This window comes from Azospirillum halopraeferens DSM 3675, from assembly GCF_000429625.1.
Lineage (GTDB): Bacteria > Pseudomonadota > Alphaproteobacteria > Azospirillales > Azospirillaceae > Azospirillum > Azospirillum halopraeferens.
On the sequence record NZ_AUCF01000010.1, the window covers coordinates 39,426 to 62,587 of the forward strand.

The window sequence follows — 23,162 nt, forward strand, 5'->3', positions numbered from 1 at the left end:
ATGATTTATGGGTATTAGAGTTTATGCGCCGAATGCCGGGGAAGCCACTATGACGATCGGGACGCGCATAGCGCTGGGATTTGCAACCGTTCTGCTGCTGACGGTGGCGGTTGCCTTCGTCGGGTGGAACAGCTTGCGCACCTATGCCGAGCGGGTGGAGTTCGCTGCCCACACGGCGGAGCTTGACGCGCGCCTCAACGCCGTCCGTCTCGAAGAGGCCCGGTTCGTCAGTGAGCGCGGCTCGGTACCCGCGACCGGAGTCACCGGCCTGATCGACGCCTTGCGCGCGGAAGCGGAGGAAACGCGCCGGGCGCTCGGGGCGGGCAAGGGCGGCGCGCTGGTCGGCGACATCCTGTCGGGCATCGAAGGCTATCGCGATGCCTTCGCCCGGTTCGCCGCCCAGGACACCGAGGCGGCCGCCCGCACCCGGTCGATGGCCGAAAGCGCGCGGGCGCTGCGGGTCGTGGCGGAGAAGATCGGTCTTCAGCAGACCGAGCGTTACGACAACAACATGATCAGTTTCAACGACGCGGCGCTGGCCGCCCGTCACAGCCGCGACACCGCCGACGTCGCCGACCGACTGATCGAGCATCTGCTGGAGGTCCGCCGCCTGCAGGGCGAGTTCGTGCGCACGCGCGACGCCGGGATCATCACGGCGGCCGACGAGCGTCTGGGCGAACTGCTGGCCAACGCGGAGCTGCTGCACGCGGAGGTGGTCGGCACCAACGACGAGGAACTGGCGGAGCACATCGTCGCCGCCGTCCAGGCGTATCGCGACACCCTGGCCGAACAGGCCGTCTACGCCGCCGGTGAGGACGATGAGACCTTCCAGGCCCGCATGCTGATCCTCGATCGCCAGGCCGTGCAGGTGCAGGACCTCGCCCACGACATGCAGGACAACCAGATCGCGGTCGCCACCGCCCTTCAGGGGGCGGCCGACTTTGCCAGCGAAGAGGTGAACGAGGCGGTTCTGCTGAGCGGTCTGGCCATGCGCCTCAACACCGCGGCCCAGGCCGCCATGCTGGGCGAGCGCGACTACCGCCTGCGGGGCGGCGACGAGACGCGGGCCGCCGTCGCGTCCGCGGTGGCGGACATCCGCGACCTGGCCCGCCGGGCCGGCGAACTGCTGGTCGATGCCGAAGGCAAGGAGCTGATTGCCGCCGCCGGCACCGCGGTGGACGCCTTCGATCAGAGCTTCGCGGCCCTCGTCACCGCCGTGGAGGCGCAGCGCGCGGCATCGGCGGCCATGGCCCGGGCGGCCACGGCGGTGAGCGGCGACGTCTCGCGGCTGGTCGCCCTGCAGCGCGACGAGCGGGAGGAGGGGCGGGCCAACGCCGGCCTGTTCATCGCCATCGGCGCCGCCGTCGCCCTGGCGCTGGGCGCGGTGCTCGCCTGGTTTATCGACCGCGCCATCACCGTGCCCATGCGCGCCCTGACGCGCGCCATGGACCGGCTGGCCGAGGGCGACCTGTCCACCGACATCCCCGGAACCGACCGGCGGGACGAGCTGCGCCACATGGCCAACGCACTGGGCGTCTTCAAGGCCAACGCCCTGGAGATGCGGCGCATGGAGGACGAGCGGGAGGGCATGCGCAAGCAGATCGAGGCCGACCGCCGCCGCGCGATGAACGAGTTCGCCAACGGCTTCGAGGCGGCGGTCAGCGGCGTCGTGCAGACCCTGTCCGCCTCCGCCGACACGCTGGGCCGCGACGCCCAGGAGATGTCGTCCGACGCGGCGCTGACCAACGCCAAGTCGCAGGCGGTGGCGTCGGCGTCGGAGCAGGCGTCCAGCAACGTCCAGACCGTGGCCGCGGCGGCGGAGGAACTGTCGGCGTCGGTGGCGGAGATCTCCCGCCAGCTCACCGCCAGTTCCCGCGCCGCCCAGGACGCGGCGGAGAAGGCGCGTCAGACCAACAGCATCGTCGAAGGGCTGGCCGACGCCGCTCAGCGCATCGGACAGGTCGTCGATCTGATCGGCGAGATCGCCGAGCAGACCAATCTCCTGGCGCTCAACGCCACCATCGAGGCGGCGCGCGCCGGCGAGGCGGGCAAGGGATTCGCGGTGGTCGCCACGGAGGTGAAGAACTTGGCCGGCCAGACCGCCCGGGCGACCGAGGAGATCTCCAGCCAGGTGGCGCAGATGCAATCGGCGACCGGCGGGGCGGTGGGGGCCATCCGCACCATTTCCGACGCCGTCGACACCATCAGCAACACCGTCACCGGCATCGCCGAGGCGATGACCCAGCAGGGTACGGCAACCCGCGAGATCGCCGCCAACGTCCATCAGGCCGCGGAAGGCACCCAGGAGGTGAAGCGCAACATCACCGAGGTGACCACCGCCGCCAGCAAGACCGGCAGCGCCGCCGACGCGGTGCTGTCCGCCTCGCGCGAGCTGTCCCGCCAGGCGGAGATGCTGCGTGGCGAGGTGCGCGGCTTCCTCAACAAGGTGCGCTCGGCCTGACGGCCGCAGCCCTCGAGGGGGCCGCCGCCCGGTATCACGCCGGCAGCGGCACCCCGTGCGCGGTCAGGGCGACGCGCTGGCGTTCGGCCAGGGCATCCGCGTCGAAATCGCGGATCAGGTCCTGGAACAGCCGGAACCAGTTCACCTCCGCCTTCAGGTGCAGGAAGACCGAGCCCAGGCCGATGGCGGCGCGGTCCATGAAGACGAACTCCCGCGGTATCTCCACCCCGCCCACCCGGCGCAATTCGGCGTGCACCCGCTCCGCCGTCTCGCGGCCGTAATGGCCGGCGTTGGTTTCCTCGATGCGCCGCGCGCGGTCGTCCATGATGGGGGCGTAGACGAAGCGCGCCCAGATGTTCAGCACCTCCACCAGCTCCTTCGACGGGTTGGCGAATCCCCAGGTGCGGTAAGCGGCGACCGCCGCCTCCTCGTCGTCGGTGCGCAGGGCGTTGTAGAGGTCGATCACCCCCTTGACGAAGCCGGGCGGGAAGACCCGGATGCAGCCGAAGTCCAGCAGGTTGACCGAGCGGTCGGGGCGGACCGTGTAGTTGCCCAGGTGCGGATCCCCGTGGATGACGCCGTAGCAGTAGAAGGGCACGTACCACGCGCGGAACATGTTCATGGCCAGGTCGTCGCGGGACTCCGGATGGTCGGCGACGAAGTCCAGGATCTTGCGACCGTCCAGCCATTCCATGGTGAGCAGCCGGCGGGTCGACAGCTCCGGCAGCACGCGCGGCACGTGAACGCCCGGCGTGTCCGCCAGCATGGCGCGGTAGAGGGCGGCGTGGCGGGCCTCCAGCGCGTAGTCCAGCTCCTCGCGCAGGCGGTCGCCGATCTCCGCGTGGATCTGGCGGGTGGACACGGCGCTGTCGTAGCGTTCGAAGATGGCGAAGATCACGCGGAGCTGCCGCAGGTCCGCCTCCACGGCCGAGGCCATGTCGGGGTATTGCAGCTTGCAGGCCAGGCGGCTCCCGTCCGGAGCCTCCGCCCGGTGCACCTGTCCCAGCGACGCCGCTGCCGCCGCCGTGTGCTCGAAACTCTTGAACAGGGTGTGCCAGCGCGGCCCCAGTTCCGCCGTCATGCGGCGCCGGACGAAGGGCCAGCCCATGGACGGGGCGTCGGCCTGAAGCTGCGACAGCTCCGCCACATATTCCCGCGGCAGGGCGTCGGGAATGGTGGCGAGGATCTGCGCCACCTTCATCAGCGGGCCCTTCAGCCCGCCGAGTGCCGCGCGCAGTTCGGCGGCGTGGCGTTCCCGCTCCGGGCGGATGCCGAGGACGCGCTCCCCGGCGACGCGGGCGGCAAAGCCCCCCACGGCGGTGCCGACCCGCGCGTACCGCGCCAGCCGCCCGCCCAGCGTGTTCATTTCTCGATCGGACATGGTGGGTAAATGGGTGCGTGGCGGCGTCCCGGCCAGGGGCGGCCGCCCGTGCTTGACCGCGGGCGGGCAGGGCGGGCAGGGTGCCGGCGGTGTGCGAAGCAAAGGGGAGGTGCTGCGGAATGCTGCCACGGATGGGGGTGATCGGGCCGGTCGCGGCGGTCCTGGTGTCGGGGGCGGCGGCCACCGCGGCGGCGGCGGACCGCGGCGTCTATCTGCGCGCCGACCTGACCTACGATTGGTCGCGGTCGACCGAGTACAATGATTGGAACTGTGGCGGCACCGATCCGACGCGGGTGCCGCTCTATGGCTGCGACGCCCGGGCCGCCGGCGACTTCGGCGGCAGCCCCGGCGTCGGCGTGGGCATCGGCTACCGCTTCAGCCCGCTGTTGCGGGCCGACGCCACGCTGACCTACCGCCGGGGCTGGACCTTTTCCGGACAGGCGAACTTCCCCGTCGCCGGCGACCAGCCGGTCGCAGGCGACGCCACCACGCTGACCGGGATGCTCAACGGCTATGTCGACCTGGCGCCCCTGGTGCCGGGCGGGCTCGGCCGTTTCCAACCCTATGTGGGTGCCGGTGTCGGCCTGTCCTACAACCGGACCGACGAGGTGGACCTGGCCTTCTCCGCGCTGGACCAGCACGTCATTGCGCCGGGCGGCTGGCACAGTTCGCTCGCCTGGCAGGTGAGCGCCGGCACCGGGATCGTCCTGACGGAGGCGCTGACCCTGGACATCGCCTACCGCTATACCGACCTTGGCCGCCTGCAAACCGAGGCTGGCGAGGCGCCGCGCCTGCGCGCCGGCGCCCTGCGGATGCTGGCCATCGACGGCACCGAGGCCCGCCTGCGGGCGCACGGCATCCAGGCGGGCCTGCGCTACGCGTTCTGAGGTCGGTTCAGCCCTGCACCGTCCAGGCGATGCGGGCGGGCGTCTCGCCGGCGTCGGGGGAGCCGATGACGATCTCCCCCGCCCCCTCCAGGACACAGCTCTCGCCATCGGTCAGCAGCGTGGTGCGATCGCCCTGCACCACGCGGGTGCCGTTGCGGCTGCTGTCGGTCAGCACGAAGCGGTCGTCGCGCAGGGCGACGGCGGCGTGGTGGCGCGAGGCCGACGGGACGGGCAGCACGACCTGGCAGTCGCGCGACCGGCCGATCACCAGTTCCGGCCCATCGTCGGGAATGGCGTGATGGCGGCCGTCCATGGTCAGCATCAGCCGGCGGGTGGTGGCCGGAACGGCGGCCAGGTTGATGGTCTCGATGGTCCGTTCCAGCGCCGGAAGCAGGCGGACGCTGTCCACGGTCATGGCGGCGATCTTGGCCAGGAGCTGCTCGGTCAGCAGGTTCGGCACGCCGGCCGCCCGCAGGCGCCGGCCCAGCCCCTCGCGCACGCCGCCCATCGTCACTCCGGCGGGTGCAAGGTCGCGGGCCGTGCGCACGGTGGCAAAGATGCCGGCCACCTGCTGCACCAGCCAGCTCATCCGCCGCCGCCCGAACGGGCTGGTGGCGAGGTCGAGCATATAGCCGATCCGCGCGGCCGGTGAGGCCAGCCAGCCGGCCAGACGCTGCACCGCCATCTCGAACGGCAGATCGTCACCGCCGTGCGCGAAGACCGTCTTGGCCCGGCGGGTCAGCGCCGCCGCCATGGCGGGCCCGCCGCGGTACCCGTCCGCGGCGGCCAGCCGGTCCGCGATGATCCGGAAGGCGATGCCTTCCGCCGGGCCGCCGGTGCGCGTCAGCGGCGTGCGCCCGTCCAGGCCGCCGGCGATGCGGTGCAGCAGCGCGTCGCACACCTGCGGGAAGTCGCCGGACGCGACGGCGTTGGACAGGGCCAGCAGCTCCGCCGTGTGGGGCAGGCGGTCGTCCAGCTCGCCGCTCAGGGTCGCGGCCAGGCTGTTGAGGGCGGCACCCAGATCAGGCGCATAACCGATCAGGGCGCGGATCGGCTCTCGCCCGTCGATGGTTTCGCACAGCAACTCGTCCAGGATGGTCGCCTCGGGGCCGGACCGGCCGTCGTGCAGGCGCAGCAGGGCCGCCACCTTGGCGGGCCAGTCGCGGGCCGGCTCCAGCAGGGCGGCGACGGCGTGGGTGATCACCCGGTCCAGTTCCTCCGCCGGGCGCAGGGCCCGGGCGTCGGCGAGCAGCGCGCCGAGGCCGTGGCGCCGCAGCGCCAGGTCGAAGGGCGCCAGATCGGTGCTGTCCCGGGCCAGCGCCGTGACCGCGGCGAACAGGCGCAGCAGGGCGTCGTACCGTTCCGACGCGGTCACCCCCAGGTCCGGCGCCTGGAGCGCCGCAAGCCGGCTGATGCCGGGGTTGAACAGGGTCGCCTCGCGCTCGAAATAGCGCAGCGGGTAGTAGTGGTGCAGCCGTTCCGCCGGGATCGTCCCCTGATCGTCGCAGTAGGCGCGAAACAGCCGCAGCAGCGTCATCCGGCTCTCGAACCCATAGACCGCCATGACGTCGCCGCACACCGCGGCCCGGTCGATGGTGGAGATGGTGATGACCTTGCCGCCGCCGCGGTAGGCTTTTTCGAAGACGGTTTCCTCGCGCCCGGCCGCGTTGACCCGGAGAACGCGCACGACCCCGTATTTCGCCTGCGCCAGCAGATAGCGGGCGCGCTCCATGGCCGGCCGTTCCTCGGCGTAGACGCCGTCGATGTTGGGGCGTCCGCCCTGCTCGACGACGACCTCGTATGTCGGTTCCCGGCGGCGCGCGGCCATGGCGTCTCCTCATCCCGCCCCGATTCTATCGCACGTCGGCGGAATCCGCGGCAAGCCCGTGTTTTTCCACCGCCGACGGGGGCCGTTCCGGGCTATGGTCCCGGCCATGCCTGCCATTTTCCTGCGCTTGCGCCGCACCGCCACGGGCTCGTTGCTCGTGCTCCTCCTGTTGGTCACCGCCGCCGCAGCCGGCGCGGCACCGCCGGACCGCGCCATGGCCGACGCCACCGTCGGCTATCTGCTGTTCGACGCCGCCGATGGCCGCGTCCTGGAGGAGCGGCAGGCCGACCGGCCGTTCATTCCCGCTTCCGTGGCCAAGCTGGTCACCGCCACGGCGGCGCTGGCGGTGCTGGGGGCCGAGCACCGGTTCACCACCCGTCTCGACGCCGCCGGGACGGTGCGCGACGGGGTGCTGCATGGTGACCTGATCCTGGTGGGCGGCGGCGATCCGACGCTCGCGACCGGCGACCTCCCGGTGTTGCTCGACCGGCTGGCCGCGGCCGGGGTGCACCGGGTGACCGGCCGCTTCCTCTACGACGCCTCCGCCCTGCCGGAGGTGCCGGTGATCGATGCGGGCCAGCCGGTCAGCGCCGGCTACAACACCGGCGTCAGCGCCCTGTCGCTGAACTACAACCGCTTCCAGCTCGTGTGGGAACGTGACGGGGCGGGGCGTGTGTCGGCCCGCGCGTTCTCGGTCGCCGATGCCGGGCGTACACCCCTGGACAGCGTCGGCATCGACGTGGCCGCATCCGGCCCGGTCCCCTTCATTCCCGTTGAAGCCAAGGAGGGGGAGCGCTGGCGCCTCGCCCCGGGGGCGGGCGCGTCGGGCCGCGCCTGGCTGCCGCTGGCGCGGCCGGCGGCGGCGGCGGCCCACGTCTTCCGCCGTCTGGCGGCGGACCGCGGTCTGGCGCTGCCGGCTCCCACCGCGGGGCGCTCCCCGGCGGATGCGATGCCCCTGGCGGAGCACCGCAGCGCGACCCTCGACCGCATCGTCGCGGGTCTGCTGAAGCACTCCAACAACCTGACGGCGGAGCTGATCGGTCTGGCGACGGCGCGACGCCTGAACCCTGCCGTGGCGACGCTGGCGGACTCCGCCGCCGTGGTGGACGGCTGGCTGACGGCGCAGGCGCCGCAGGCGGACTGGCGCGGCTTGCGCCACGCCAACCATTCGGGACTGTCGCCGGCGTCGCGGGCGACCCCCCGCCAGGTGGCGGCGGTGCTGCACCTCGGCGGTGCGCCCCTCGCCTCCCTGCTGCCGGCGGGCGACGAGGAGGGGCCATTGCCGGGCGTGCGGGCCAAGTCCGGCACGCTCGCCTACGCCAAGGGTCTGGCCGGCGAAGTCCGCGCCGCCTCGGGGCGCCGCCTGGGGTTCGTGCTGTTCATCGGCGACGACGGCCGCCGCCGGGCGCTCGACGCCGCCATGGACCTCCGCGTCGCCGAAATGCCGCCGGAAGCGCGCGCCTGGCTCGTCCGGGCCCGCGCCATGCAGGCCGAGCTGGTCGCCGGCTGGGCGGCGCGGTACTGAACTTGATCCCCGTCAAACCGCCGCGAGCGGCGGCGTGCCATGCTCCCATCCCAAGTCCCGTGGAACGGAGGATTCGGACGTGTTCGAGTGGATGGACGGTCGGGCGGACCTGATCATCGCCATGGCCCGGCGGCTGGAAGTGGACCTGCCCGCCGCCTGCACCAACGGGGGCGCCGAGCGGTACGGCGCCATGGCCCGCGCCTGTCTGGTCTGCGGTGCCACCGAGACCTGCCGGGCCTGGCTGGCGGAGGGACGGGCCGATGGGCGGCACCGGCGCTTCTGCCCCAACGCGGAACGCTTCGAGATCCTGCGCACCTACGCCGATCGCGAGACCTGCCGCGCCGCTTGACGCCGGCGCGGTCTACCAGCGGCGCAGCGGGCCGACGTCCACGTGGACGAAATTGCTGTCGGGGTAATAGCCGACCCCGCCGGCCCGCAGGCTGAGGGACGCGCGGTGCAGGGTGCGCAGGGGAATGCCCGGCACCCGGATGTCGATGGCCTTGCCCACCATGTGGTAGCTGAACTTGGCGACGCCATCGGAATCGTTCTCGCGCAGCATGGCGTTGGTTGCCGGGGAACGATAGCCGGACACCACGTGCACCGCGTCCCGGAAGCCCAGCCGGCGCTGGAGCTGGTGCAGGATGTCGAACAGCTTCGGGTCGATGGGGTGGACGTCGCCGGTGCGGTGGTCCCGCAGGATGCGGCTGAAAGCACGGATACCGTCCTTCAAATAACGGCCGCGGGACCAATATTCCCCTTTCAAGCGTTCGCCGGTGTGCAGATTGTGCAAATGCAACTGCCGGCCGGGGACGGCAGGCAACGCCAAGGACTCGTCCGGTGTCAGGATGGTTGCCGCCGCCGCAGTGGCCAACCCGAAACGCAAAACTTCCCTGCGCCCAACCGCAAGCGGCGGGCTCGTCTCATTGACGTCGCCGGTCATCTGTTCCCCTTTATGCCGCACCGGGACGGCACGGCCGCTTTCTTCGTTCGATCCCGGCCTCTTTAAGCCGGCTCCTACCCCCTTTTGTCAAGCAACCAAAGGTTAACGCACCCTTGGGCATGCTTTAATTATGGTTAATGGTCGTTTACGATAATGATCCGCAGCGATTCGCCTTCCCGCTGTGGGGCGGAAAACGGACGCGGCGCCGGCCGGGGAGGCCGGCGCCGCGCGCCGTTCGGGTCCTGTGGAGGGTCGATCAGCCGCCCAGGGCGACCCGCTGGGAGGCCGGCGGCGCCTTGCGGGCGATGGCGCTCAGCAGGTCGGTGTCGCGGCCGTAGATGTCCTCGCGGAACTGGACGGTGCCGTCGGCGTCCGCCCAGGCGGTGTGGTAGAGAAGGTGCACCGCCACCGACGGCTTCAGTGCCACCGTCCGGGTCTCGCCCTTGTCCAGCACCTGCCGGCGACGATCCGCCGGCCAGTCGGTCATCCCGGTCATGACGAAGTCGGCCAGCGCCATCGGGTCGCCCACCCGCACGCAACCGGAGGAGAAGGTGCGCACCGACCGGTCGAATTTCTCACGGCCGGGCGTGTCGTGCAGGTAGACGTCGAACGCGTTGGGGATGTTGAACTTGACCTGCCCCAGCGCGTTGTTGGGGCCGGGGTCCTGGCGCAGCCGCATGGCGCCGATGCCGCGGCCGACCGATTTCCAGTCGATGCGGCGGGCATCCAGGGGGCGGGCGTCGGCCGACCAGCTTGAGAACAGGGTGAAGCCGTTCTTGGCGAGATAGCCGGGGTCCTTCAGCAGCTTGGGCAGATAGTCCTCGCGCGCCAGGCGGACCGGTACGGTCCAGGCGGGGTTGAAGACCACCGACGTGATGGTGCTGCTGAGGATGGGCGTCCGCCGCGCCGGGGTGCCAACGATCACCCGCATGGACAGCACCGTCCGCCCGTCGTCCACCGCCGTGAGGGAGTAGTCGGGGACGTTGACCGCCACATGGCGGGCGCCATAGCCGTCCGGCAGCCAGCGCATGCGCTCCAGGTTGGCCAGGATCTGGCCGACCCGGTCGGCGGCCGGTACGTTCAGTGCGGTGAGGGTCGCCGGCCCGATCACGCCGTCGACCGTCAGGCCGTGGCGGGCCTGGAAGCGCTCCACCGCCTTCTTCAGGGGCGCGTCATAGAGGTCCGACCGCTCGGCCGTCTTGTCCCTGCCGGGGTCGGTGTATTCCCCGGTCACCGCCAGGCGGCGGCGCAGGGCCTTGACCGCCGGGTCGCGCATGCCCGGCTCCAGCTTGGTCACGCGCGGCGACGGAACGATCGGCCAGCCGCCTTTGGCCTCCAGCGCCCGGTAGCGCCGCAGGGCGTCCTTCAGCAGGGCGTAGTCCGGCCGCGCGGGCGCCAGTGCGGCCAGATGCGCGCGGGGATCGGCGGACGCCGCGGTCTCTTCCGCCACAGCCGCCGGGTCCACCGTCAGCGGCGTCACCGCGATGTCCGAGGCGACGGTTTTGGGGAGCACACGGCCCGACCGCAGATGGGCGCCGTAGCGCATGACCGCGTCGGTCAGCAGCAGGTCCAGCTCGACCCGGCTCGCCCTCTCCGGGTCGGTCAGGCGGGCGGCAATGGTGTCGGCGTGGTAGTCGGCGGAGGCCAGTCCTTCCGCATCGGCCGCCCGGATGGCGTCGAGCACGCCCGCCGCAGCGGTCATCGGAACCCCCGCGGCATCCAGCCACAGCGGCGCGAAGCCGCGCCGGGCGTAGAAGCGGCGCAGCCCCGGAAGGTCGACGGGGCGCCCGGCCACGAACCGGGATTCGTCGATCATGCGCCGGGCGATGGCGGTGTCCATCGCCATGTCCGGCGCCCCGGTCACCGCCGGTTCCGGCACATCGATCACCGCGGCATCCGGCGGAGTGATCGCCGTCGCATCGCCCGGAGCGGCGGGGCCGGCGACGGACTCGCCGGGAGTCGGCAGCGCGCCGGCGCCCATCGGGTACAGCAGAAGGACGAGCAGCAGCGTCGCGAAGCGGGACATCGGGCAACCCTTTTGATATGCCGGATCGTTAGTCCATCCGGCGCGGCGTTGTCCAGTTTGTGTTCCCCGGATGCCGCAGGGTGTGATAATGCCGCAACATATTGCGCGACCAACTCGCATGCGCACACCCCGGTCCCGTTTAGTCTTCGGTAACACATGCCGTACGATAATTGCGGTGGTGAAACCCGCAGACCGGCATGGTCCGTTGTCGATGCAAACCGCGTCACTCCCGTCAGCCGTTTCTCCCATCCGGTCCGATCAACTGGCCGAGGTGCTGGAACGGCATGTCCGTTGGGTCAGGGGCCTTCCCGGCGGGGTCCAGGCGAACCTGGCGCTCGCCGATCTGGAAGGAGCCGACCTCGCCCACCGGGACCTGCGGGCCGCCCGTCTGATCGGGGCGCGGCTGAGCAAGTGCCGCCTGCACGCCACCAACCTGTCCGGTGCCGATCTGTTCGGGGTGGACCTGTACGAGGCCGACGTCAGCCGGGCCAACCTGTCGCAGAGCGATCTGCGCGGTGCGCGCCTGCGCGCCGCCGACATCAGTGAAGCCAACCTGGGCGGTGCCGACCTGTCACCGGGCCGCCCCGGCGACAGCGCCGCCACGCGCCGGGCCCAGCAGCAGGAAACCCCGGAGAAGGCGGCCGCCCGCGTGCGCCTGCGCACGGCCGTGCTGGCGCGCACCAGCGCTGCGCCGCGCACGGCGATGGGCGTCAGCACCGACCTGTCGGGTGCCGTGCTGCGCAAGGCGATCCTGACCGAAGCCGACCTGACCGCCTGCATCCTGCAGAACGTCGACCTCTCCGGCGCCGTCCTGATCAACACCAACCTGTCCGATGCCCGCCTCAGCGGCGCCAACCTGTCGGGTGCCACCCTGACGGGGACGGTGTTCCGCAACGCCGACCTGGTGGGCGCGCGGCTGGCCGGTTGCGACCTCGGCGTGGCGGAGATGTCCGGAGCCCTGTTCGCCCGGCCGCTCGACACCCTGGGGCTGGAGCTGCAGCGGGCGATCTTCGACCACGAGCGCTGGATCGACAGCCTGGGGCAGCGCGGGGCGCGCGCGGAACTGGATGGTGTCGACCTCAGCCGCAGCGATCTGCGGGGTGTCAACCTCAGCGCCGCGACGTTGCGCGGGGCCAACCTGTCGGGGGCGACGCTGACGGGGGCGCGGCTGCTCATGGCCGACCTGTCGGGTGCGATCCTGGAAGGCGCCAACCTCGTCGGTGCCGACCTCTCGGGGGCCAACCTCTCCTTCGCCCGCCTGACCGGCGCCGACCTCACCGCCGTCCGGCTGGGGCCGGCGGAGATCAAGGACACCGCCGGCCGGTCCACCGGCCGCTCCTGGGCTGCCAACCTCACCGGCTCCGACCTGACCCGCGCCTTCCTGTGCGGGGCATGCCTGGTGCAGGCCAACCTGACCGATGCCATCCTGGACGACGCCGAACTGCGCGGCGCCGACCTTGCCGGTGCCAAGCTCCAGGGCGCCCGCCCGGCGGGCGGCATCCGCCGGCGGCCGGGGCACGGGGACTAGATCCGCGCGGCCATGTGGTTCGTCACGGCGGTGACGATGGCCGGGATCTCCGCCGGTGGCAACTCATGTCCGACACCCTTCAGAACCATCAGGCGCGCCCCCGGAATGCCCGTGGCGAGCGCCTCCCCGTTGGGCAGCGGCAGGATCGGGTCCTCCTCTCCGTGAATCACCAGGACCGGCCGCGCGATGGCGCGGAAGCGGCCGGGATGGCTGTGGCGGAGTTGCACGGTGCCATGATTGAAGGCGCTGGCGATGCTCCGGGTGCGGGAGAGGACGGCGCCGATTTCCGCACGGGTCCGCTCGACGTCCAACGGGTGGGCCGATCCGGCGCACAGCCGGGCGATGCCCAGCAGGAAGTCGGTGACCGCCTCCCGGTCCGACCAGTCCAGCTCCGCGCTTCCGGCAAAGTGCTCCATGAACGCGGGCGCGATGTGCGGCAGCGGCGGACCGTCCCAGTCCAGCGGTTCGGAGCCGATCAGCGTCAGCGACGCCACGCGCTGCAGATGATCGAGCGTCACCAACTGTCCGATCAGACCGCCCAGCGACATGCCCACCAGGTGCGCGTCGGCCAAACCGTAGGCGTCCATGACGCCGACCAGATCGCCTGCCAGATCCTCCACGGCGTACCCGGCCGCACCCGGCGCAACGGTGGTGGAGCGGCCGGTGTCCCGGTGGTCGTAGCGGATCACGAAGTACCCCCGGTCGGCCAGCCCGCGGCAAAGCGCGTCCGGCCAGCCGAGCATCGATGCGGTAGCGCCCATGATGAGGACGACCGCCGGATGGTCCGGTCTGCCGAACGCCTCGGTCGCAATAACCACATCGTCGAGGTGGACCGTCTTCATTCTGTCTCCCGTCCCATGGGGTTCGCCGGCTATCGGTTCACCAGCACCAGCACCTTTTCTTCGAGCTGTTCGGGTGAGAAGGGCTTGGCGATGTAGGCGGTGACGTCGTGGGCCATCGCCTCCTCCACCGCGATCATGGTGGCGAGCGCCGTGACCATCAGGAACGGCATGCCCGGCCGGGCGGCACGGACCTGCTTCAGGAACTCCAGCCCGGAGAGGCGCGGCATCTTCCAGTCGCAGACGATCAGGTTGATGGAATCCCCGTGTTCGGTGAACGCGGTCAGCGCGGCGTGGCCGTCCTCGGCCGAGAGGATGCGGACGATCCCGAGGTCGCGCAGGATCATCTCCACATAGGAGCGCGCCGCCGGCTCGTCGTCGGCCAGCAGGACGCACAGCTCCCCCATGGAGCGCAGCGGCGTGCCGGCTCCCTCCAGCGTCTCCATGAACCGGGCGAAGGTTTCGGCGCGTCCCTCCGTGTCGGCCTTGCGGCGGGCCAGGAAGGCGCGGAGGAACGGGGTCGTGCGCACATGGTGGCCGATCAGCTCGCGCACCGCGGTGGCGGACTTGCCTTCGGTGAAGGCGCCTTCGGCGCACAGGGTGGCGAACTCCGTCACCTCCTCCACCGACGGGGTGCCCTCGCGGGCGATGCGGGCGAGGACGCGGTTGGTCCGCAGGAAGGTGAACTGGGTCTCGTCGAGCATGCGGACATAGGTGTCCCGCATGGCGTCGGGCAGGCCGGAGCGGGCGATGCGCCGCTGCAGGTCGGACAACGCCTTGATGCGCGCGCGCAGGGTGCGGGCCCCTTCGAACAGGTGCTGCGCGAAGTCGCGCTGATCCAGCGCCCGCTGAACCGCCGCGGTCACCATGCGGCGGCTGCGCTCGCCCATGGCGGCGCCTTCGAACGTCAGAAGCTCCACCAGGCGGGTGTGCAGGGTCTTGCCCCGCTGCATCGCCTCCAGCCGCTCCTCGGTCAGCATCCGGGCGATGCGGGCGTCGAGGATGCGCAGGGTGCGCTCGCCGCCGATGGTGCTTCCCTGCACCCGCAGCGCGTTGGCCAGCGCCGTGGTCGCCATCATCTCGTCGAGGATCGCCGACGCGGCGCGCGGGTCGGCGTCCGGAGAGGCCGACAGCCGCTCGGGCCCCGTCAGGGCGTGCTGGATGGCAAGCTCCAGCCCGCGCCGGGCCGGGGCGGCCGCCCGTGTCCCGATGAAGGTTGCCAGGCGGCGGATGACCGGCGGCGTGTTCGGATGCCCCACCGGCTCGCCCTTCCACAGCCGCGCCATCGCTTCCACCAGGTCCCGCAGCCCGCCGATCCACCCGAACAGCTCATCCACCGCCAGGGGGCTGGCGAGGATCTCGCCGATGATCTGGGACAGCGCCTCGATCCCCTCGGGCGGGATCTGGTCGGCGTCGAGGGCCAGCAGGCGCGTCAGCTTCATCTCGAAGCTGCCGGACTCCGACAGCCAGGCCGCCAGCAGGGCGTCCAGCGCGTAGCGGCCGGCGAACGAGTCCCCGGGGCGCAGCTTGGCGACGGTGGCGGCGAACAGGCGCACGTCCAGCGACGGCGACGGCCCCCGGTGCGCCCGCTCCGCCGTCAGGGCCGCGGCGGCGCTCTCCAGGCGGATCAGTTCCTCCAGCCGCTGAGCCGCGGTCAGGCGGCCCGGCACGGCCCGGGCACGGGCCAACCGGTCCAGCACGGCGGTGCGCCGGTACCAGGAGGTGAAGCGGCGCTGGGGCTCCACCGTGTGGAGGAGTTCCGTCGGCGTCAGACGGTGGCTCTCCAGGAACTCGGCCAGCGTGTCCGCCATCGCGAATCGGCTGGCCGATGCGTAGAGATCCTCCGGCGACCGGCACGGAGCCGGCTCCGACCCCGCCGCCACGCCGTCGTCGCCCGACAGTTCCACCAGCAGGGCGTCCACGTCATAGCAGGCGTCCGCCGGGATGCCGAGACGGGGGGAGGACGGCGGGTCGGCCGGTGCCATGGACATCGGCTCCTCAATCGACCAGGGACCGCACGCGGTCGGCCAGCGCGTCCGGTTCGATGGGCTTGTGCAGGAATCCGACGCTGCGGGTGTCGGACAACAGGTCGTTCAGATCCTCGTCCTGCGGCGGATAGCCGGAGATCAGAAGGATGGGCAGGTCCGGGCACTCCCGTCGCAGCGTGCGCGCCACATCCGCCCCGCCCAGATGCGGCATGACCAGATCGGTGACCACCAGGTCGAAGGCGCCGCCGGCCGCGGCGAAGACGGCCAGCGCCTCCTGCCCGTCGGCCGCGGCGGCGACGCGCAGGCCCATGTCCTCCAGCGTCAGGCGGATGAAATCCCGCACCTGCTCCTCGTCCTCCACCAGCAGCACCGTGGCGGCGAACGGCGATGGGCCGGTCTCGGCACGGCCGGCGGCAGGGATGACAGCCGGCGGCACGGTGCCGGGCCGGCGGTCGGCCTCCCCGCCCGGGACGGTACGGCCGGCGGGGAAATACAGGGTGAAGCACGCCCCCTCCCCCGGTTCGGAGGCCACCTCCACGGCGCCCCCCGCCCGCGTCACCGTGGAATAGACCAGCGCCAGGCCGAGACCGGTGCCGGCTCCCTGCTCCTTGGTGGTGAAGAAAGGCTCGAAGATGCGGTCGATGATCGCCGGGTCGATGCCATTCCCGGTGTCGCGCACGGTCACGGCGACCAGCGGGCCGGGTTCCACGTCGGCGTGGCGCCAGCGGAACGCCTCGTCGGGGTCGGCGCGGTCGATGGTGATGGTGATGGTGCCGCCCGACGGCATGGCGTCGCGGGCGTTGATCGCCAGGTTGACCAGGGTCTGATGCAGCAGCCCCGGTTCGATCATCACCACCGCGTCGGCGTCGCGCAGGTCCGTCTTCACCCGGTAGCGTTCGCCCAGGATGGGGTGCAGGAAGCGGCGCAACTCTTCGATCTGGTCGGCGACGCGCACCGGCCGCGCCGGTTCCGCCGGCCCGGCCCGGCCGAAGCTGAGCAGCTGCCCCGTCAATCCGGCGGCGCGGTCGGTCGCCTTGACGATCTCGCCCAGACACTGGTCGACGCGCGCCCGGTCGCCCGGCGTGCGGCGCGCCATCTGGGCGAACCCGCCGATGGCGGTCAGCATGTTGTTGAACTCGTGGGCGATGCCGCCGGCAAGCTGGCCGATCGCCTGCATCTTCTGCGACTGCTGCAGGGCCCGTTCCGCCCGGTTGCGCTGGGTGACGTCGTCGAAGACGAGGAACCAGGCCGCTTCTCCTTCGACTTCGACGGGATGCACCCCCACCTCCACCTCGCGCAGGGTGCCGTCGCGGCCGGCGACCCGCACCTCAAGAGGAGCGGCGAAGGGCGGTTCGGGGGCGGGGGGCGGCAGCACGGCGAACAGGGGCTCCCCGTCGCCCACCACGTCGCTCCCGACGATCGGCACCGCAGGCATGGCCGCGGGGTCGTCGGTGTCGAGCAGCGCCGCGGCGGCGCGGTTGGCGAAGCGCACCCGCGCCCCGTCCCACACCACGATGCCGTAGGGGGCGGTTTCCACCAGCCGGCGGTAGCGCTCCTCGCTGCGCGCCAGCGCCTCCTCGTGGCGTTTCAGCTCGGTGATGTCGGTGAGGATCTTGACGACCCCGCCGGACCGGGTGGCGTGCTCGCTGATGCGGTACCAGCGCCCGTCGGTCAGCCGGTGGTCGGTGGGCCGGTCGGTCTCGATGTGGCGGCGCAGCCGTTCCTCGATCCAGCCGCCGGGGTCGTCGACGGTGCTGCCGGCGGCCCCGCGCTCCACCGCCTTGCGCAGGATGTCGGCGAATCGCACGCCGGGGCGCAGGACGTCCTTCAGCAGGGGGTAGGCGGCGCGGTAGCGCTCGTTGCACAGCACGAGCTGCCCCTCCCGGTCGAACAGCACGAAACCCTCGCTGACGCAGCCGATGGCGTCCGCCAGCACGGTGCGGATGCGCACCGCCTCGCACACGGCGTCCGCCTCGGCCGGCGGGGCCGGGCAGGGGGAGGAGTCCGGGCCGTCCGGCGCGACCAGGCAGCGCACCGCGTCGTCGTGCAGGGTGACCAGCCGGCGGGCGTTGTCGAGCAGGCGGCTGCCCGCGGCGGTGAGGCGCGGCGGTCCCGCCGCGGCCACGAGCGGCAGCGCCAGCGCATCCTCCAGGCCGCGCACGGCATGGCGCAGGTCAGCCTCGGTCACGCCGCAGCGCAGGGCGGCGGCGGTGAACGAGCCGGTGTCGGCCAGCGCCACGAACCCCCGCAGGGCGGGGATGTCGAGCGCGGGGGCAGGGGCGGAGCGGACTTCCATCATTGATGGTCATTCAAGCATCGCAGCCGGGCCGCCGCCAGCCCATTCCACCGGGTGCGAAGGATTGCCGCCGCGGATCTGACCGGACCATCCATCCGTGTGACCATCCCCGCAGCGATTCGGCCAACGGCAGGGCCGGATGGCGGAGGCGGCCCGGACCACACGGTGCAAGGCGCATGAGGCCACGGATGAGCGCGGACCTCTACGAGACGGATTTCTACGCCCGGGCGAACGAGCAGGCGGCCCTGCTGCGTGCCGGCAAGCTGTCGGCCGCCGACATCGGGCACATTGCCGAGGAGATCGAGAGCATGGGGCGCGGCGAGAAGCGCGAACCGGTCAACCGTCTGGCCGCGCTGCTGCTGCACCTGCTGAAATGGCGGTTCCAACCGGCCCTGCACGGCAATTCGTGGCGGCTGAGCATTGAGGAGCAGCGGTACCGGCTGTCCGATCATCCGGGTGACAACCCGAGCCTCAGGGCCAGGCTTGGCGAGGCGATCACCGGCGCCTACCGGCTGGCGCTGGTCGAGGCGGAACGTGAAACCGGGTTGGCCCGCACGACGTTCCCGACGATCTGTCCGTGGGCGGTCGAGGAGATGATGGACCACGGTTTTGGCCCGGAGCGGATGCGTGATCACGGCCGGGCCACGCACCACCCGCCGCACGTCCGCCCCGGCCTGACCGCCCGGACCCGTGGCGGCGATCACCCGCCCCGGCTGCGGATCCAGGCCGCGGTGGCGGCGTCCATGGTGTTTTTGTGGTTGATGAACCACTCCGGCACCACCTCGCGGACATAGCCGCGGGCGAGCATCAGGTTGCCGGCGGCCAGACGCTTCTCCACGCCCTCCAGCTCCAGGCGGACCCGGTCGTGCTCGTGCTTGTGAATGGGGTAGGGAGGGAAGCCGTAGGTCACCATCAGCTCCTCCTCGCGCGCGAGGTGCTCGCGCAGGTGATCGGCGAAGGCGGCGAACAGGGCGGGAAAGCCGGCGTCGTCCACGGCGGCGAGAGCGGCGAGCTGCTCCACCGTCTCCTTGTGGTCGGCGTCGATGACGGGGTTGCCGACTTCCAGGGACGGGTCCCAGGCGAGGGCGGTGAGGGCGGGCATGGTGCCTCCGGGTGTTCGGGTCGGCGGCACCATAACCCCGGTTGCATTAGGGTCTCTTGATCTCCGTCAAGCGGTCTGCTCCAGCTCGTCGACGAAGCCGCGGATCACGCCCAGCCCCTTCTGCCAGAACGCCGGGTCGGAGGCGTCCAGGCCGAAGGGCGCCAGCAGCTCCCGGTGGCGCAGGGTACCGCCGGCCGACAGCATGGCCAGGTACTTCTGCGCGAAGCCCTTCTCCGCGTCCTGATAGACGGCGTAGAGGGAGTTCACCAGGCAATCCCCGAACGCGTAGGCGTAGACGTAGAAGGGCGAGTGGATGAAGTGCGGGATGTAGGCCCAGTAGTTGGCATAGCCGTCGTCGAAGCGGAGCACCGGGCCAAGGCTCTCCTTCTGGACCGCCAGCCAGATCTCGCCGATGCGTTCGGGCGTCAGTTCGCCCTGGCGGCGCTCGCCGTGGACGCGGGTTTCGAAATCGTAGAAGGCGATCTGGCGGATCACCGTGTTCAGCATGTCCTCGACCTTGGTCGCCAGCATGATCCGGCGGCGCTTCGGGTCGGTTTCGGAATCGAGCAGGGCGCGGAACGTCAGCATCTCGCCGAAGACCGACGCCGTCTCGGCCAGCGTCAGCGGCGTGTCGGACAGCAGGTGGCCCTGGCTTCCCGCCAGGATCTGGTGGACGCCGTGCCCCAGCTCGTGGGCCAGCGTCATCACGTCGCGGGTCTTGCCCTGGTAGTTGACCAGCAGATAGGGGTGCACCGCCGGCACCGTGGGATGGGCGAAGGCGCCCGGCGCCTTGCCGGGGCGCACCGGCGCGTCGATCCAGGGGTTGTCGAAGAACCGCGCGCCGAGATCGCCCAGTTCCGGCGAGAACCGCCGGTAGGCGCCCAGCACCAGGTCACGCGCCTCGGTCCACGGGATGGTCCGGTCGGCATCGTCGGGCAGCGGCGCGTTGCGGTCCCAGTAGTCCAGGTGCTCCTGCCCGAACCAGCGGGCCTTCATGGCGTAATAGCGGTGCGACAGGGCGGGATACGCCTCCCGCACCGCGGCGTGCAGGGCGTCCACCACCTCGTCCTCGACGCGGTTGGACAGGTTGCGGGCGGACACCGGGCGCTTGTAGTTGCGCCAGGTGTCGTCGATCTCCTTGTCCTTGGCCAGGGTGTTGGTGACCAGCGCGAACAGGCGGATGTTGTCGCCCAGCACGCGGCCCACCGTCTGCCCGGCCTCCTTGCGCACCGCCGGATTGCGGTCCGACAGCTTGTTCAGGGCCTCGGCGCAGGTCAGATCCTTGCCGCCGACGGGGAAGCGCAGGGCAGCCAGCGTCTCGTCGAACAGGCGGTTCCAGGCGGCGCGCCCGACCACGTTCTTCTCGTGCAGCATCCGCTCCATCTCGTCGGAGAGCTGGTGCTCCCGGTAGAGACGGACGTCGCGCAGCCAGGGGGTGTAGCGCGCCAGTTCCTTTGATGCGGCCAGGCAGCGCTCCAATTGCGCGTCGTCGATGCGGTTGATCTCCAGCGTGAAGAAGACGAGGTGGGTGGAGATGGCGTTCACCCGCTCCTGCACTGACTGGTAGAACTTCGCGATGCCGGAATCGCTCATGTTGCCGGAATAGACCAGGCCGGCGTAGGACATGGCGCGCGACAGCACCTCGTCGATGCGCTCGTACTCCGCCAGGGCGCGCCCCAGCGCCGGCCCGTCCAGCGTCGCGACCTTGCCGGCGTGGCTGCGGTGGAACGCCTTCGCGGCCTCCTCCATGCGTTCCAGGTCGGCCTTCAGCTCCGGCCCGTCCATGGACGGGTAGAGGTCGCGGAGATCCCAGTTGGGCAGCGGCCCGAGATCGGGGGTGTCGGCGGTCTCCATGGCGGCGCTGCGGTTCATTCGCTCCTCCCGTTGCGTCAACCTGACGGATATAGGGGGAGACGCCGGCCAGGGGAAGCCGCGCTCAGCGGCCGTCCGCCTCCTGCGCCCGGCGGATGGCGGCGGCGATGCAGTGCTGGTGCAGCTTGCGCTTGGCCAGCGTGCGGGCGCGCAGCTCGTCGCAGTCGGCGGTGCTCATCACCTCCACCGTGCAGCCGCGCCAACCATTGGCGTCCAGCGCCCGGGCAACCTCGGCGTAGCCGAAGTAGCCCTTCTCCGGCTGCGGCCAGGGCGGGCGCAGGTCGACGCGGCGCAGCACGAACCGGTTCGACTGGCTGGACGCCCCGACGTTGGTCAGGCGCGCCACGATCAGCCGCTCCCCGTCGGGCTGCACCACGGTGAGGATGGGACGGATGCCGGTGATCGGTGGGTCGATGGTCATCAGGCCGTACGCACGCGATTCGTTCACCCTGGATACAGCCGTACGGGCCGGGATGCCAGCACCATGCGGCCGTCGTGCGGCAAAGGCGCATGGCCGTGCTTCCGATTGCGCAGGTCTCGCCGCCGATAAAACATGCATTGTTGATGAATGTTATTGCGGCATCCGACACGGAGGACCCCACCCATGGCCGACCTGATCGCCAGCCTGAAGCGCGAGCACGAGGAGCTGAAAACCCTGCTGGACCGCGTGAGGAATCTGGGCATCGCCACACCCGAAGGGCAGCGGACGCTGCACGCGGCGCGCACGGTGTTCGTCGACCACCTCGCCCACGAGGACCGGGATTTCTATCCCGCCTTCCTCGCCGCCGCGGCCGGCCGGCCCGGGGCGGAGCGGATGGCGGTGCAGTTCGCGTCCGAGATGACGGCGATCAGCAAGGAGATCCTCGCCTTCTTCGACAAATACCGCAACGGCGGGCAGGGGCTCGACTACGCCCGCGACTTCGGGCGCCTGTCGGCGGCCCTGTACCTGCGCTGGCGAAAGGAGGAGGATATCCTGTACGCCCGCTATGCGGAGCTGGCGGGCGGCAAGGCGGCGTGACGCCGGGACCGCCGGTCTGTTGGGCAGGGGCGGGCCGTGGCGGGGAGGGTGCGATGCGGGGTGCGATGGCTGTCCTGATGGTGCTGACCGCCGGTCTGCTGCCGGCGGCGTGCGCCAACCCGCAGGCCGAACAGGCGCTGGAGGCGCCGCGGACCCTGGTGGGCCTGGCCGAAACGGACCTGCTGGCCTGCGCCGGCGTGCCGGAGCGCCGCGTCACCGGTCAGGGCGGTGCCGACGACCTGATCTATGCCATGAGCCGGACGCGTGTCGATCGGGACGTGAGTTGGGAGGCCGATCCCTGGCTGGGCGCGGCGGGGGTGCGGGCCTACCGCCCGGACGTGTCCACCTGGTCGCGCACCTACCGGTGCGAGGCGACCGTCACGGTGCGCGACGGGCGCGTCGCGGCGGTGCGCTACAACGACCGCCGCGACCTCGACCTCTGCTACGCGCTGCTGGGGACCTGCCTGAGCCGGTGATGCGGCGTCACTTCCGCTCCCACACCTTGCTTTCCATGTAGCGGTTGGCGAGGAAGCGGTAGGTGATCTTCTGGAGTTGCTCGACGGTTTGCGACTTCTCGATGGGGACGCCGTCCCAGGCTTGCAGCAGTTCCTCCCACTCGATCAGCTTCTCGCGCAGATCGTCGCGGATCTTGCGGATGAAGGTCACGGTGGTCTCGAACGACTTCAGGGCTCCGACGATCTCACCGGTCTGGGCGTCGGCCTGTTCGAAGATGGCGTCGTATTCCTTAAGGGGTCGTTTCAGCAACCCTTGCATGCGCGCGATTTCCGACACGAAGGTGCGGTCGGTGCGGTAGATCTGGCTGAGCCGGACCAGGTTGTCGCTGATGGCGCGGATGTGCCGGAACCGGTCGCGCAGCGCTTCGATGTAAGACAGCTCCTGCGTCAGGTCGTCCACGCGATCGGTGATGTACTGGTCGGCATTCTCGGTGATCCCCAGCTTTTCGGCGATGGCGGCGAAGGCGGACTTCAGGCGTGCCTTGGTCTGGGGGTCCTCGACGATCTGCTCCAGCTCGTCGATGTCGACGACGATCATCTCGCTGCCGGTGATCCACGAGACGAGCTGCACCGTCAGGCGGCCGCGGGCGACCAGCCGATGCTTGTCGTCCACCGACCAGGACGCGGACCCGTCGAGGAGTTCGCCGGGAATCTTCTCGCCGGGGCGGATCTGCTTCACGTAGCGCAGGCCGCGGGCCACCGTGCCGAGCAGGCGGGAATCGTGGGAATCCTCGGCGATGTTGAAGGATTCCTTGAGCGTCTGGAAGGGCAGCGCCGCCTTCAGGTCGCCCAGCGTGATGTTCAGGACCGGCTCCTTGGTCGTCGGGTCCGGGGCGAAGAACGCCCCCGACAAGGAGAAGATCTTGTGCTGGAAATCGAAATGCGTGTCCCGCATCGGCGCGGGTGCGGCATCGGGCTCCCCGCCCGGCGCGGCATCCGCGGCAGCCTCAGGATCT

General features: G+C 71.1%; 19 protein-coding genes. 8 read left to right on the top strand and 11 right to left on the bottom strand.

From position 1 onward, the window contains the following. Positions 1-49 precede the first annotated feature (49 nt). On the top strand, positions 50-2,461 hold the full coding sequence (locus tag G472_RS0110795; protein WP_029008404.1) for a methyl-accepting chemotaxis protein: 2,412 nt from the start codon (positions 50-52) through the stop codon (positions 2,459-2,461). Between the two features lie 34 nt (positions 2,462-2,495). Here the strand turns inward: G472_RS0110795 and G472_RS0110800 are convergent, their stop codons facing one another. Further along, entirely contained in the window at positions 2,496-3,827 is a 1,332-nt protein-coding gene (locus G472_RS0110800; RefSeq protein WP_425387981.1) for an ABC1 kinase family protein, read from the bottom strand. Positions 3,828-3,961: 134 nt separating this feature from the next. Between G472_RS0110800 and G472_RS0110805 the strand changes: the two genes are divergently transcribed. Continuing rightward, entirely contained in the window at positions 3,962-4,729 is a 768-nt protein-coding gene (locus G472_RS0110805) for an outer membrane protein (RefSeq protein ID WP_084536576.1), read from the top strand. Positions 4,730-4,736: 7 nt separating this feature from the next. On the opposite strand, the gene G472_RS0110810 is transcribed toward G472_RS0110805, so the two are convergent. After that, on the bottom strand, positions 4,737-6,557 hold the full coding sequence (locus G472_RS0110810) for an FHA domain-containing protein (protein WP_029008407.1): 1,821 nt from the start codon (positions 6,555-6,557) through the stop codon (positions 4,737-4,739). A gap of 106 nt (positions 6,558-6,663) precedes the next feature. Here G472_RS0110810 and dacB point away from each other — a divergent pair, with 106 nt between their 5' ends. Next, a complete protein-coding gene (gene dacB, locus G472_RS0110815; RefSeq protein WP_051340707.1) occupies positions 6,664-8,082 on the top strand; it encodes a D-alanyl-D-alanine carboxypeptidase/D-alanyl-D-alanine endopeptidase in 1,419 nt (472 codons plus the stop codon). A 79-nt stretch (positions 8,083-8,161) separates the two neighbouring features. Continuing rightward, positions 8,162-8,431: a DUF6455 family protein gene (locus tag G472_RS0110820; protein WP_029008409.1), complete on the top strand. Its 270-nt coding sequence runs from the start codon at positions 8,162-8,164 to the stop codon at positions 8,429-8,431. Positions 8,432-8,443: 12 nt separating this feature from the next. Here the strand turns inward: G472_RS0110820 and mepK are convergent, their stop codons facing one another. Together mepK and G472_RS32505 are read right to left on the bottom strand one after the other, a co-directional pair. Next, positions 8,444-9,022, bottom strand: a complete 579-nt coding sequence (mepK, locus tag G472_RS0110825; protein ID WP_051340679.1) for a peptidoglycan L,D-endopeptidase MepK — start codon at positions 9,020-9,022, stop codon at positions 8,444-8,446. Between the two features lie 256 nt (positions 9,023-9,278). Beyond that, the gene (locus G472_RS32505; protein ID WP_051340680.1) at positions 9,279-11,048 is read right to left on the bottom strand and encodes a L,D-transpeptidase family protein; all 1,770 of its coding nucleotides are present in this window, start codon (positions 11,046-11,048) and stop codon (positions 9,279-9,281) included. A gap of 271 nt (positions 11,049-11,319) precedes the next feature. Here G472_RS32505 and G472_RS0110835 point away from each other — a divergent pair, with 271 nt between their 5' ends. Next, entirely contained in the window at positions 11,320-12,576 is a 1,257-nt protein-coding gene (locus G472_RS0110835; RefSeq protein ID WP_245593456.1) for a pentapeptide repeat-containing protein, read from the top strand. Here the strand turns inward: G472_RS0110835 and G472_RS0110840 are convergent. The 3 genes from G472_RS0110840 to G472_RS32510 are packed head-to-tail and all read right to left on the bottom strand — an operon-like array spanning position 12,573 to position 17,702. Then, the gene (locus G472_RS0110840; protein ID WP_029008412.1) at positions 12,573-13,418 is read right to left on the bottom strand and encodes an alpha/beta fold hydrolase; all 846 of its coding nucleotides are present in this window, start codon (positions 13,416-13,418) and stop codon (positions 12,573-12,575) included. The genes G472_RS0110835 and G472_RS0110840 overlap by 4 nt on opposite strands. Before the next feature lie 29 nt (positions 13,419-13,447). Beyond that, complete coding sequence (locus G472_RS37050) at positions 13,448-15,400, bottom strand: response regulator (protein ID WP_051340681.1); 1,953 nt, start codon at positions 15,398-15,400, stop codon at positions 13,448-13,450. A gap of 13 nt (positions 15,401-15,413) precedes the next feature. Further along, complete coding sequence (locus tag G472_RS32510; RefSeq protein ID WP_051340682.1) at positions 15,414-17,702, bottom strand: ATP-binding protein; 2,289 nt, start codon at positions 17,700-17,702, stop codon at positions 15,414-15,416. A gap of 185 nt (positions 17,703-17,887) precedes the next feature. Between G472_RS32510 and G472_RS38025 the strand changes: the two genes are divergently transcribed. Next, entirely contained in the window at positions 17,888-18,493 is a 606-nt protein-coding gene (locus G472_RS38025; RefSeq protein WP_029008414.1) for a DUF29 family protein, read from the top strand. Here the strand turns inward: G472_RS38025 and G472_RS32515 are convergent. The 3 genes from G472_RS32515 to G472_RS0110870 all read right to left on the bottom strand — a co-directional run bounded on the left by G472_RS32515 (position 18,400) and on the right by G472_RS0110870 (position 21,121). Next, positions 18,400-18,801, bottom strand: coding sequence for a bacteriohemerythrin (locus G472_RS32515; RefSeq protein ID WP_035691984.1), 402 nt, complete (start codon positions 18,799-18,801; stop codon positions 18,400-18,402). The two genes, G472_RS38025 and G472_RS32515, sit on opposite strands and share 94 nt — an antisense overlap. 66 nt (positions 18,802-18,867) lie before the next feature. Further along, on the bottom strand, positions 18,868-20,673 hold the full coding sequence (locus tag G472_RS0110865) for a M3 family oligoendopeptidase (protein WP_029008415.1): 1,806 nt from the start codon (positions 20,671-20,673) through the stop codon (positions 18,868-18,870). Positions 20,674-20,737: 64 nt separating this feature from the next. Next, on the bottom strand, positions 20,738-21,121 hold the full coding sequence (locus tag G472_RS0110870) for a hypothetical protein (RefSeq protein WP_245593457.1): 384 nt from the start codon (positions 21,119-21,121) through the stop codon (positions 20,738-20,740). A gap of 156 nt (positions 21,122-21,277) precedes the next feature. On the opposite strand from G472_RS0110870, the gene G472_RS0110875 reads away from it, so the two are divergent. Both G472_RS0110875 and G472_RS37055 read left to right on the top strand, forming a co-directional pair. Further along, entirely contained in the window at positions 21,278-21,691 is a 414-nt protein-coding gene (locus G472_RS0110875; protein ID WP_029008417.1) for a hemerythrin domain-containing protein, read from the top strand. A 53-nt stretch (positions 21,692-21,744) separates the two neighbouring features. Continuing rightward, entirely contained in the window at positions 21,745-22,167 is a 423-nt protein-coding gene (locus G472_RS37055; RefSeq protein WP_051340683.1) for a hypothetical protein, read from the top strand. 7 nt (positions 22,168-22,174) lie between these two features. On the opposite strand, the gene G472_RS0110885 is transcribed toward G472_RS37055, so the two are convergent. Continuing rightward, a complete protein-coding gene (locus tag G472_RS0110885; RefSeq protein ID WP_245593458.1) occupies positions 22,175-23,101 on the bottom strand; it encodes a hypothetical protein in 927 nt (308 codons plus the stop codon). Positions 23,102-23,162 lie beyond the last annotated feature (61 nt).

Excerpts from the sequence above, each read along its gene's own strand:
- G472_RS0110795 (WP_029008404.1), top strand. The coding sequence starts at position 50 with ATGACGATCGGGACGCGCATAGCGCTGGGATTTGCAACCGTTCTGCTG.
- G472_RS0110800 (WP_425387981.1), bottom strand. The coding sequence starts at position 3,827 with ATGAACACGCTGGGCGGGCGGCTGGCGCGGTACGCGCGGGTCGGCACC.
- G472_RS0110805 (WP_084536576.1), top strand. The coding sequence starts at position 3,962 with ATGCTGCCACGGATGGGGGTGATCGGGCCGGTCGCGGCGGTCCTGGTG.
- G472_RS0110810 (WP_029008407.1), bottom strand. The coding sequence starts at position 6,557 with ATGGCCGCGCGCCGCCGGGAACCGACATACGAGGTCGTCGTCGAGCAG.
- dacB (WP_051340707.1), top strand. The coding sequence starts at position 6,664 with ATGCCTGCCATTTTCCTGCGCTTGCGCCGCACCGCCACGGGCTCGTTG.
- mepK (WP_051340679.1), bottom strand. The coding sequence starts at position 9,022 with ATGACCGGCGACGTCAATGAGACGAGCCCGCCGCTTGCGGTTGGGCGC.
- G472_RS32505 (WP_051340680.1), bottom strand. The coding sequence starts at position 11,048 with ATGTCCCGCTTCGCGACGCTGCTGCTCGTCCTTCTGCTGTACCCGATG.
- G472_RS0110840 (WP_029008412.1), bottom strand. The coding sequence starts at position 13,418 with ATGAAGACGGTCCACCTCGACGATGTGGTTATTGCGACCGAGGCGTTC.
- G472_RS37050 (WP_051340681.1), bottom strand. The coding sequence starts at position 15,400 with ATGGCACCGGCCGACCCGCCGTCCTCCCCCCGTCTCGGCATCCCGGCG.
- G472_RS32510 (WP_051340682.1), bottom strand. The coding sequence starts at position 17,702 with ATGATGGAAGTCCGCTCCGCCCCTGCCCCCGCGCTCGACATCCCCGCC.
- G472_RS38025 (WP_029008414.1), top strand. The coding sequence starts at position 17,888 with ATGAGCGCGGACCTCTACGAGACGGATTTCTACGCCCGGGCGAACGAG.
- G472_RS32515 (WP_035691984.1), bottom strand. The coding sequence starts at position 18,801 with ATGCCCGCCCTCACCGCCCTCGCCTGGGACCCGTCCCTGGAAGTCGGC.
- G472_RS0110865 (WP_029008415.1), bottom strand. The coding sequence starts at position 20,673 with ATGAACCGCAGCGCCGCCATGGAGACCGCCGACACCCCCGATCTCGGG.
- G472_RS0110875 (WP_029008417.1), top strand. The coding sequence starts at position 21,278 with ATGGCCGACCTGATCGCCAGCCTGAAGCGCGAGCACGAGGAGCTGAAA.
- G472_RS37055 (WP_051340683.1), top strand. The coding sequence starts at position 21,745 with ATGCGGGGTGCGATGGCTGTCCTGATGGTGCTGACCGCCGGTCTGCTG.
- G472_RS0110885 (WP_245593458.1), bottom strand. The coding sequence starts at position 23,101 with ATGCGGGACACGCATTTCGATTTCCAGCACAAGATCTTCTCCTTGTCG.